Genomic DNA, 11,001 nt, shown 5'->3' with positions numbered 1-11,001 from the left:
AATTAAAATATATCACCATTTACCATTAATTTATCAAAACTTTAACCAAGAATCATTACCATGAGGAAAGTTCAATTAACGAGGTCTAGATTGACTTTTCAACCTAGGCTTACCCCTTCGTTTCCTATGACTATCACCTCCTGCTAAAAATCTAGAAAATGTTGTTTCTACTCTTTGACAGACATCTAGCAAAACTGTTGAATAAATTTGGGAAACATCAAGATATTCTACTTTGGTAATTGCTTCTTCTGGTTGTAGTAATTTGGTTGATATTTTAACTTTAGTAAATTACAAATTAGAGGGCAGACATTGACTGGACATCTGTTTTGCTCCGATCATTCAAAGCCTTCTCCTAGGATTCTGTTGTACCAATATCGACAAATCCTGAGCCAGTTGTTTAGTATTAACTTCTGGCACGTTTGCTGGATATATAAGATATTGGTAAGTATATTTCATTGGCGATCTTCTTCAAGAAATTTCTCGAACTATTGGTTGCCCATTCTGAATTTCTCCTACTAAAATTACATCAGCAACCCCTACAAATAAACCATTTTCCAAAACGCCAGGAATATTATTTAAACTTTTTTCTAGCTCTGCAGGGTTATCTATAGAATCAAACTTGACATCAATAACCAGATTACCTTCGTCAGTCACTACAGGGCCAGCTTTCTTCACCCCCATCCGTAATTCTGGTTGACCACCAAGTTTTTCAATCCCCCGAATTACAGGAGTCATTGCCATCGGTATAACTTCTACCGGGAGCAAAAAAGTAGAACCCAACCTATCTACTAATTTAGAACTATCTACCACTACAATAAACTGTTCTGCCAGACAGTCCACAATTTTTTCACGGGTATGAGCTGCTCCACCACCCTTGATGAGATTTTTCTGTGGGTCAACTTCATCAGCACCATCAATTGCAATATCCATGTGGTCAACTTCATCAAGGGTGGTTAATGGTACACCATACTTTTTAGCCAATACATTTGACTGAAAGGAGGTAGGGATACCTTTAATATCCTTTAGCTGGCCACTTTGTAGGCGTTCCCCCAAAAACTGGATCATATAGGCAGCGGTCGATCCTGTGCCTAACCCCACTATCATTCCAGATTTAATGCGGTCAGCAGCAGCTTTACCGACTTGCTGTTTCATTAATTTTGTGGGGTCTTGTTCTGTTATCATACCTTAATACTCCAGATCAAATTATCAGCACTGTCTAACTTACCTAAACTAATTGGCAGGTTAAAGTCAAGTATGCTTTTTTCTCTATTGCTATAAATACCATGATAATTGAATGGCTACAATTCAAGATCGAAGATAGTTTAAAAGAAGAATTTCTCCAAAAGGATCGAGAAATTTGGACATCTTTCCTAGCTTTACAAATGGGTTTTTTAAAAAAAGAAGTCTGGCTTGATAGCTACAGAGGTAATGAAGTTATTATCGTAGTTTACTGGGAGAGTCGAGAGCAATGGAAGTCTATTTCACAAGTTTTATTAGAGGAAACTGAATCTAAGTTTAGGGAAGGACTTGGGATGGAGAATTACTCCTTGTTAGACTCTAGAGAATATGAAGTTGACGCAACGTACCCACAAAACCCACATTCGTTTTCAGTGTAGAGTTTTAATATTGTAGAATTACAAAACTTAGGCAAAAACATCCTAAAAAAGCACTAATTACAGTAGGGAATGCCTAGTGTCGCTACGGGGAGGTTAAAAGTCATGCATTTGAAAGCGAGTGCTAATTGGCGAGGTTTCCTATGGCGCTTTTAAAGTGCGGAAATGGTTCCGCACACATCGCCTCCAGAATTTAAGACGCACATCTGACAGTCAATCATTTTTGATTTGTATTGTTTTAGGATTTTGTAACTGGTCAGTTATTTCCGCTATCCTGCACTAGATGAACTTATTCTAGTTATTGCCAAGAATTAACAAAAAATTAAGTGCAGTCTCAAGTATTACCCCTGTAAGGGTTTACCATGAAAATGTTACCTGAAAATTATTTCAAGACAGCCAATAAACTTAAAGATTCTGGACAACTTTATACAGCAATGGTTGCTTATCAAAAAGTTTTAACTATTAAACCAGACTATGTTGAAGCTTACAAGAAGTTAGCTGAGGTATATTTGCTACAAGGTAATTTTGATGCAGCGATCGCTTGTTGCAAAGAAGTACTTAAAGTTCAACCTCAGTTGACTTCTGTGTATTTAATTTTGGGAAATATTTTTCAAGAGAAAAATCAATTTGAACAGGCAATTAATGCTTATTTTCAGGCGTTAAAGTTACAACCTAATTTGGCAGAAGTTTATGTTTATCTTGGCAGTATTTATAATCGACGGGGACAGTTGGATTTAGCAATTTTTAATTATGAAAGGGCGCTGGAGATTAATCCAAATATTCCATCTGTTCGATTGATATTGGGAAATATATTTATTGAAAGAAGGGAATTTGAGCGGGCGATTTTTTGTTATCAAATTTTTCAGCAACTAGAACCGGAAAACCCTCAAGTTTATTTTAAATTGGGTGGTGTTTTTACTCTCCAAAATGATTTTGAAGCTGCTCTTGATTATTATCAAAAATCTTTATCTATTAAACCAAATTATCAAGAGGCTTTTGCTGAATTATATAGATTGCTAAAGCCTGAGATTACTGAGCAAGAATTGGGTATTTTATTCACAGAATGGCAAGATTTTGCATTGGCAAATAATCATAATATAGAGAGATATATTGATTCAGTAATTGAGGTTGAAGAAGGAAGAAGCGGTGCGACCCCGCATCGGCGACAGATGCAAGGGGTCATATCCGGCGACGACAACAGTCGTAAGGGAATGCTGACCAAGGGAGGGAATGGGCACCAAGAGAGGAAGAAGGAAAAAGGAAGAAGGAAAAAGTGGATGGGGACTCAAACCTCAACCAATTGTAAATACCCTGTAGACGGTGGGGTATTAAACCCAAAAGAAAAAGATAAATCAATAGAGCAAAAATTTGAAGCTTTTGAGAATAATACCGATAATTTCCCCGGTTTAAACCAAGTCAAGAAAAATCAGGATAAATTCATTCAAGGTAAAACCTTTAAACACCAAGAATTAGAAACAGAAAAATATCTTGATTCAGTAATTCAGCATCAATCAAGTCAATATCTAGAACAGGAAAAATTCACAGTATATCCAAATCGAGAAATTATTGAATCTGATGAAGACCATGAAATTCAAGCTACTACTTTAAATCTAATTCCAGAGCAAAAATTTGAAGCTTTTGAGAATAATACCGATAATTTCCCCGGTTTAAACCAAGTCAAAAAAAATCAGGAAAAACTCAGTCAAAGTCAAACCTTTAAAGACCAAGAATCAGAAACAGAATTTGTCAAAAAACTCTTAAAATATCCCGCAGCAGAAACTTATAGAAATCAAGCCGATATTGCTCTCGGACAAGGAGATTTAACAGTAGCAATCGCTCACTGTAAAGAAGCTTTAAAAATTCAACCAGATTATGCTCCATGTTATGTAACTTTAGGAAATGCTTTTTACAGACAAAATAATTTAGCAGCAGCTTTGTCTGCTTATAATCTGGCATTAGAAATTGAACCGGAAGTTGCAGAAGTTTATGGAAATGTGGGTAGTGTCTATTTGCAGTTAGGTCAACATAAACAAGCACTGTTTTATTATCAAAAGGCTGTTTATTTAAAACCAGATTTGCCTGGTATTTATTGGAATATTGGTAAACTATTTCAATATTTAGGAAAAGTTGATGAAGCTCTGGAATCTTGGGAAAAAGCATTAGAAATTCAACCAGATATAGTAGAGGCAGACTTTCACTTTAAATTAGGCAATACCCTAGTTAAACTGAGTAGAATTAACGACGCAGTTAGAAGTTATCAAAGAGCTATTAATCTCAAACCAGATTATACCGAAGCTTATAGTAATCTAGCTAATATTTTAGGTAAACAAGGAGATAGAGAAGCAGCAGCAAAATATTATCAGAAAGCATTAAATATTAATCCAGAACTCAAACACTTAAATGAAAAACTAGCTAATAATTTCTTGTTGAAAGGAGACTACGATCGGGCAATTTATCATTATCAAATAGCCATTAAATATAATCCTAATTCCTATGATGCTTATGCCAACTTAGGAACAGCACTTTCCAATAAAGGATTATTAAAATCAGCACTAGAAAAATATCATCAAGCATTAGAACTTAAACCAAACTGGGCAGAAGTATATTCTCGCATCGGACATATTATTAAACAAGAAAAAATGGAAGAAGCGATCGCTTTGTTTGAAAAAGCTATCGAACTTAAACCACAATTTGTTGAAGCACATCAACAATTATGCGATTTACTCAGCCATACAACTAAACTTGCCCAAGCTAGAAAAGCAGCCGATAATTTTTGTAATTCTTGTGGAGAAATAGCTCCTATTCTTTCAGGTACTGCCTTTTTATTCGCCTATTTTCAATCTGGAGTAAGTGACATGGCAAACTCCAAACTTTCACAAGTAGAAAAATTTTCTTATCAAAACTGTGAAACCTTCAGCGAAGTAGAAATAAAACTACTCTATGAAATTTTCTTATTTGCCGTACCTCACCTCCGGGATAACTTAGAAGGAAACGCTAAATTTTACAAATTAATAGCCAAACAATATTATCAAAATATAATCAAAAACTATCCAACTCCAAAAACTCATATTTCTAATTCCCAACCCCTGAAAATAGGATTCCTTTCCAAACATTTTCGTCGTCATTCTGTAGGTTGGTGTAGCGAAGCCTTAATTCGAGAACTATCTCAAATTACACCTCACGTTCATCTATATATTACAGGTTCGTTGAAGCGAGATGATATTACTCAAAAATTTGAACAAATGTCTGTCAAAACCTATTGGCCGAAAAAGTATCCTAATGGGTTCCCATCCTATGAAGAAATTGTCGAACAAACATTAGAAGACAAGTTAGATGTAATAGTAGATTTAGATTCAATGACATTGCCAGTAAATGTACATATTATTCATGAACAACCAGCACAAGTTTGTGTTTCCTGGTTAGGTTTTGATGCGCCCTATATTTCTGAAAGTAATTACTTTTTATGTGACTGGTATACCCATCCTCAAGGAAGAGAAAAACATTATCTAGAAAAATTAGTTAGATTGCCAGAAACATCTGTAGCTGTGGATGGGTTTGATAGTCATTCGGTTGATAGAAATGCGACTAGAAATACTCTCGGAATTGATTCAGATAAAATGGTTTATTTGTGTATAGCTCCGGGGCGAAAAACTAATCCAGAAATGGTACGCGCTCAATTAAAAATTTTGCAACATACACCAGAAAGTATATTAATTCGTAAAGGTCAAGGAGATGTAGATGTAATTTATCAAACCTATCTTCAAGAATCTGAAAATTTAGGGGTAGACTTTAATCGAATTATCTTTTTAGGGCAAACTCAAACAGAAGAAGAACATCGAGCAATTTATCAGATAGCAGATGTTTTATTAGATTCTTATCCCTACAATGGAGGTACTCATAATTTGGAAGCTTTATGGGCAAATTTACCAATAATAACTAGAGCTGGAGAACAATATTTGTCTAGAATGGGTTACTCATTTTTGCAGAATGTAAATTTGGATATAGGAGTAGCTTGGAGTTGGGAAGAATATACAGAATGGGGAATTAAATTAGGTAAAGATTTAGGTTTAAGAAATTCAGTGCGGGAGCATTTGCAGAGGTCAAAAAATCCAGATAATTTAGCGCCTTTGTGGAATCCTAAAAAATTGGCAAAACAGATGTATCAGATATTTGTTGAACTCAGAAATAAGTAACAAGGAAGATGGAAAAGGTAGATGAGGCATTGGCTGAACTTTAGGAAAATTAATTACAGGAATTGATTTAAGTAGTGGTTAAACTATTTCCCATTGAAACGATTTACCCCTAATTCTGGGAAAGCTGACAGAAAAAAGATAATAGGGAACATAAAAATTAAATGCCTTTTAGCTTATCCTGTGTATTCTGGTAGAGAAGCAAACCTGAAAATAGTTTTTACGATTGAGTTATCAGATTTTAGATCGAGCTTTAGGTATTGCCTCCTAAATTGACTATTCATTCAACTCAAACGTCTCAGTTATTGAATATATATTTTGACTTAACTGCAACGTCTTAGTTATGAGATTTTAGATAAAACTCTGAGCGATCGCCTCTATCACTAACTATATATTTAGACTTAACTATAACGTCTTAGTTATGAGATTTTAGATAATTGTCTGGATAGAACATCCTTTGACTGATGATTTACTTTGACTTAACTGCAACGTCTTAGTTATCAGATTTTAGATAATTGTCTGGATAGAACTTCCTTTGACTGATGATTTACACTGATGATTTACTTTGACTTAACTGCAACGTCTTAGTTATCAGATTTTAGATCAAGCTTTAAGCGTAGGCCTCTATCACTAACTATATATTTAGACTTAACTATAACGTCTTAGTTATGAGATTTTAGATAATTGTCTGGATAGAACATCCTTTGACTGATGATTTACTTTGACTTAACTGCAACGTCTTAGTTATCAGATTTTAGATAATTGTCTGGATAGAACTTCCTTTGACTGATGATTTACTTTGACTTAACTGCAACGTCTTAGTTATCAGATTTTAGATCAAGCTTTAAGCGTAGGCCTCTATCACTAACAATATATTTGGACTTAACTGCAACGTCTTAGTTATCAGATTTTAGATAAAACTCTGAGCGATCGCCTCCTGAGCAGACTATTGCTTCAACCCAAAGAACCTATCCCACTATTTTTAACAAACTTATTTCTTTAAGTAAAATGTGTTTAAAAAACTGAATTTTTGGTTTTTAACTCTCAAAACATTTAGGGTTTTTAGCAAAAATCTTATTAGTGGGATAGGTTGAACCCAAACGTCTGAGTTAAATTTTGACTAGAACTTCTGACTCAGGTGGTCAAATACCACTGAAATTTATAGTTGAGATTCATCACTCAACCTTGTTGCTGTTTAAAATTCAACTTACTGCCAACTTTTCACAAATTTTCTAATAGACGAACATACTCTTTAGCAGTCTCTCTCCAAGTCCAATGAGAAAAACGTTTATCTACTTCTTCAGCAGACAACTTACTCTTAGGATGTAGAATAAATTTCTCCATACAATCTGCTAAAGCATCCACATCACCCACAGAGAAAAAATCTACCATATCCTCACATTTATAAAGTTCTACTTGCTCCTGAAAAACTTCTAAATCTGACACAATAGCAGGCAAACCTCGAACAACTGCCTCAGATAAAGCCAAACCAAAACCTTCATATTTAGAAGGAAAAACTACACAGGAAGATTTCCGATACCATTTTTCTACCTCTTCATCGGAACAATATCCTAACCCCTCAAAATATTCCTGCATTATATTCTGATTATTCAGAGATATTTCCTGACATTGATTCAAATAATCAATATACTCTTGACTATTAGCTTGCTGAGATAAACTAATATTTCCAGAAATCAAGTTATCAGTTTCTTTACCAATCAAAACTATTTTAAACTTCAGATTTTTTTGAGCAAGCTTAATACCTGCTTTTAACAGAGTTAAGTGGTCTTTGTAAATACCAAAAGAAGAAGGCAAATAAAATATTGGTAATCCTTCATTAGATTCATGGGAATTTTCTGCTATGGTCAACAACTTCTGTGAAGTATTTGACTTAGTAGGAAAACCAGAGTTAGGTATAGGTGTAATCTTGCTAGTAAACTCCGGAAAAACCGAGATAATATCTTTGCGAGTTTTTTCAGAAACAGTAAAAACAATATCAACCTTCCTCAGCCATTCCAATAAACTTAAATCGTATTTTCTAACATAAGATTCTGGATAACTTAGAGGTGCAAATCTCCAGAATACATCATGGCTTACCATTGCTAAAGGAATATCAAGACCGGGTGGAGTTAATTGATTAGTTAAAAAGTACAAACAATGAGTAGCTTGATAACGATTAGCTAAATATCTAATACTCAACTTCTTCTTATATTTACGGCGGATACTCTTAAAAAATCTTTGGATTTTTTTTGCTTTAACATTACCTGATAAAGACGAAAACTTATTAATTACAGAAAGTATTCGAGACTGTAAAGATTTAGGAGGTAATGTAAATGATTCATATTTGATTATTGGAGACTTCGGTAACTTTTCTTGAAAATAAGCAATCTCCTTTTTTGGCAAAATTAATATTATTTCTTCTACTTGTTCAATTAGCTCTTCAATGGTTCCACAAATTACTCTTTCAACTCCACCTTTACGATAAAACTCGATAGGAATTATCAATTTCATGGTTGCTCCAACATTTAATATTTGTTTTACCCCAAATTGATTACCAACTCAACTAATTATTATGAAGTTTTGCCAAAATATCTTTAAAATAGCAAATTTTTGACTATAGAGTTTGAAGGGGAGCTAAATTTCTATGATGGTTTAAGTTACATAACATAAAGCTCCCTGAGAAAGATAGGACAAAAACTCAATTTTTCCGTTAACTTTGTTCGCTCAAAGCCAATATTTTGAAATAAAATCATAGTGTCCAGCTTGCTCAGGTGGATACCATCCTTGCTCTATTTTTTCGATAATATTTGGCAAAGCTCCGATAAATTCTGGACTTCGATCTTTAGGATGAATTGTCCACGCCTTGGGGGAACTCATAGTTGCTCGTACATAGTCAGTTTTCTCTAACTGCATAGATACCATAACCTCCCAAGAATCCAGCTTGCCTTTGCCAGTATAGTAGTTTAAGAGGGTTTTTATGCTTAGTGGCAGTCGATTAAGAAATTTGTTCTTGTAAGAACGCCACAAAATGGGCAATGGCAGTAACTTATCAAAGCGTTTACGGTTAATCAGATAAACTCTACTGCTGAAAAATTGAAATTTATAGAACCCTCCTGCTTCTGGTTTTAGGGACTTATTTTGCTGGTACATAGTACCATCCTCAGTTGGTGGCCCTGTCAATGGTCTAATTGCCATTATTTCCGGATACTGCTCCATTAACTTGATACCTTCATCTATCCAGCTATAATCTGGTTGTTGATGTAGAAGCATATCACTGTCATAATGCAACACATAATCGCCTGGTACAGATTCTATATGAAAAATTGACCCCAAGATTGGATAACCTCTATAGTTATGGGTATACTTAATTGGACTACCAAAATGTTTTTGGTACATTTGTTGTTGATAAGTTTTGTCATAGTTAATATCCACAACTTGATCGACAATACCTTCACTTATAAGTTTATTACAGTAATCTCTGAGTTCACTTAGAGTACCAACACCAGGACGCATAACTTTATCTCCAGATAGAGGTGCTGTATCCATACACAACACTTTTTGAATAAAATTAAAATTACTCATTCTAACTAGATGAGGAATCGTATGCATCATAAAAGGTATGTCTGTTCTTGCTACTAGAATTGAGAGTGAACAGGTGTTAGATAACATTAATTATACCTCCTTATTAAAACTGCCAGACAGAATAATTATCTCACATTTTATTTCATTATATAATTTGATTTTATTTCAATAAATCTCTCCGAAAAAGGATAAAATTTATTACAGAACCAGGCAAAATACAAGAGGCAAAAAAGAAGATATTTTCAACATATTTAGGATTAAAAATATTGTCATAGTTACTTTAATAACCATAGCTAATGCAAGCATATTGCATATAAGGTTTCACAGAATGGTTAGACAAAAGCATTATATAATTTCTGGAGATATCTAATCATACTGAATCAATATTTTTCAACCATAATGGTGCTACCTGTTCCCAAGTTTCATTTTTAACTTTTTCTTGAATTCCTTCCCTGATAGTTTCTAACTCTTGAGGATTGTTTAAAAGCTCTACAATTCTATAAGCTAAAGCCTCTTGAGTTTCTTTTGTCTCGGGATCACCATCTACTTTTATACAATAATCTTTTTCCTTCATCGCGGCATAATTAGTAGTCACAGGAACGCACCCTACCATTGCTGACTCTCGCAATGAAATACAATCTATTTCTCCATAGGAACACCCATAATAATGAATCACTGAAGTAGACTTTTCATACATTAATTGGTTGTGTCCGATACTGCCATGTTCTATTACTCCTTGCTGTTGCATTAATTCCGTCATTTTCTGCTTCCAAGGAATTAATTTTTCACTATTATCACGCTTAGTCCATCCATAGTAAATATTAAGTTCCGCCTGTGGAATTTCTCTTTTAATAATATGCCATCCCCAGGTCAGCATAAATTCTAAACCTCGATAGTACCTAGAAGCATATACTAATTTATAGGGTTGTTTTTGGTTTTTAGTAAGCTCTAAAACAGCAGAATTTGCACCGTTATTAATTATTGCAAACTTATTATCGGGTAGTTTTGGTAATAGGTTACGCTGGTAATAACTTTTGACAAAAATTTTATTATACGGAGCTAAATATATAAGATCAAATGTAATCACATCGTGCCAATCAAACCAGATTCTTTTGGCTTTAACATAGGAAGGTAACATTTTAGGATGTCGCCACATAATGAAAGTATCAAAAGTATCGTACCAGTTAATTTTTTCATGGTTAACATACTTAACTCCTCCATAAACACCCTCTTGAACTCCACAATTAGTGAAAACAGTAACATCATAGCCTTGCTTTACCCATTCTCTAGTCAAAAAGAATACTGCACTATCTGAACCACTAGCACCCTTAGTTTTAATATCTGATTCTAGTACCAAAAAACGCTTTCCTAGATAATATACAATTGACTTTTTAGGCCATTTTTTAGCAGTTAGTTTTTTAGTTAAATCCTTGGTGAAGGGGATTTTAGATTTGAGCCACTTTTTGACATTTCTAATCATCATAATATATTGTTGCTTCTTACAAAAGTTATGTTAAACTATTAAATATTATCAACTTATAGCTGTTTCTGAAATCTGTGCAGGAAAGTGGGTTCGAGTTTGATTTGTATCACCGTAACTTACTAACTCGGCATAA

The 11,001-nt window shown here is 34.1% G+C and carries 6 protein-coding genes and 1 CRISPR repeat array; of the genes, 2 read left to right on the top strand and 4 right to left on the bottom strand.

From position 1 onward, the window contains the following. Window positions 1-468: 468 nt before the first annotated feature. Window positions 469-1,182: a ribose-5-phosphate isomerase RpiA gene (gene rpiA, locus F6K27_RS23055; RefSeq protein WP_287278467.1), complete on the bottom strand. Its 714-nt coding sequence runs from the start codon at window positions 1,180-1,182 to the stop codon at window positions 469-471. 101 nt (window positions 1,183-1,283) lie between these two features. On the opposite strand from rpiA, the gene F6K27_RS23050 reads away from it, so the two are divergent. Together F6K27_RS23050 and F6K27_RS23045 are read left to right on the top strand one after the other, a co-directional pair. Further along, entirely contained in the window at window positions 1,284-1,616 is a 333-nt protein-coding gene (locus tag F6K27_RS23050; RefSeq protein ID WP_287278466.1) for a TIGR03792 family protein, read from the top strand. Between the two features lie 359 nt (window positions 1,617-1,975). Further along, window positions 1,976-5,806 (top strand): tetratricopeptide repeat protein, encoded by a 3,831-nt coding sequence (locus tag F6K27_RS23045; protein ID WP_287278465.1) that lies wholly within the window; start codon window positions 1,976-1,978, stop codon window positions 5,804-5,806. Window positions 5,807-6,123: 317 nt separating this feature from the next. Continuing rightward, a CRISPR array of direct repeats spans window positions 6,124-6,719; the repeat unit is 37 nt; unit sequence GACTTAACTGCAACGTCTTAGTTATCAGATTTTAGAT. Window positions 6,720-7,024: 305 nt separating this feature from the next. Here F6K27_RS23045 and F6K27_RS23040 read toward each other — a convergent pair. The 3 genes from F6K27_RS23040 to F6K27_RS23030 form a co-directional block, all read right to left on the bottom strand. Next, window positions 7,025-8,314 (bottom strand): glycosyltransferase, encoded by a 1,290-nt coding sequence (locus tag F6K27_RS23040; RefSeq protein ID WP_124144477.1) that lies wholly within the window; start codon window positions 8,312-8,314, stop codon window positions 7,025-7,027. Window positions 8,315-8,527: 213 nt separating this feature from the next. Then, window positions 8,528-9,472 carry a hypothetical protein gene (locus tag F6K27_RS23035; protein ID WP_287278464.1) on the bottom strand — a complete coding sequence of 315 codons (945 nt, stop codon included), beginning with the start codon at window positions 9,470-9,472 and terminating at the stop codon, window positions 8,528-8,530. A gap of 283 nt (window positions 9,473-9,755) precedes the next feature. After that, window positions 9,756-10,868 (bottom strand): glycosyltransferase family 1 protein, encoded by a 1,113-nt coding sequence (locus F6K27_RS23030; protein WP_287278463.1) that lies wholly within the window; start codon window positions 10,866-10,868, stop codon window positions 9,756-9,758. Between the last annotated feature and the right edge of the window lie 133 nt (window positions 10,869-11,001).

Source organism: Okeania sp. SIO2F5, assembly GCF_010692685.1.
Classification (GTDB): Bacteria; Cyanobacteriota; Cyanobacteriia; order Cyanobacteriales; family Microcoleaceae; genus Okeania; species Okeania hirsuta.
Note: the sequence above shows the minus strand (reverse complement) of the source record. Positions and strands in the feature narration are given on the sequence as shown.

Bases quoted from the DNA above. Each gene is read 5' to 3' on its own strand.
- rpiA (WP_287278467.1), bottom strand. From the start codon at position 1,182: ATGATAACAGAACAAGACCCCACAAAATTAATGAAACAGCAAGTCGGT.
- F6K27_RS23050 (WP_287278466.1), top strand. From the start codon at position 1,284: ATGATAATTGAATGGCTACAATTCAAGATCGAAGATAGTTTAAAAGAA.
- F6K27_RS23045 (WP_287278465.1), top strand. From the start codon at position 1,976: ATGAAAATGTTACCTGAAAATTATTTCAAGACAGCCAATAAACTTAAA.
- F6K27_RS23040 (WP_124144477.1), bottom strand. From the start codon at position 8,314: ATGAAATTGATAATTCCTATCGAGTTTTATCGTAAAGGTGGAGTTGAA.
- F6K27_RS23035 (WP_287278464.1), bottom strand. From the start codon at position 9,472: ATGTTATCTAACACCTGTTCACTCTCAATTCTAGTAGCAAGAACAGAC.
- F6K27_RS23030 (WP_287278463.1), bottom strand. From the start codon at position 10,868: ATGATGATTAGAAATGTCAAAAAGTGGCTCAAATCTAAAATCCCCTTC.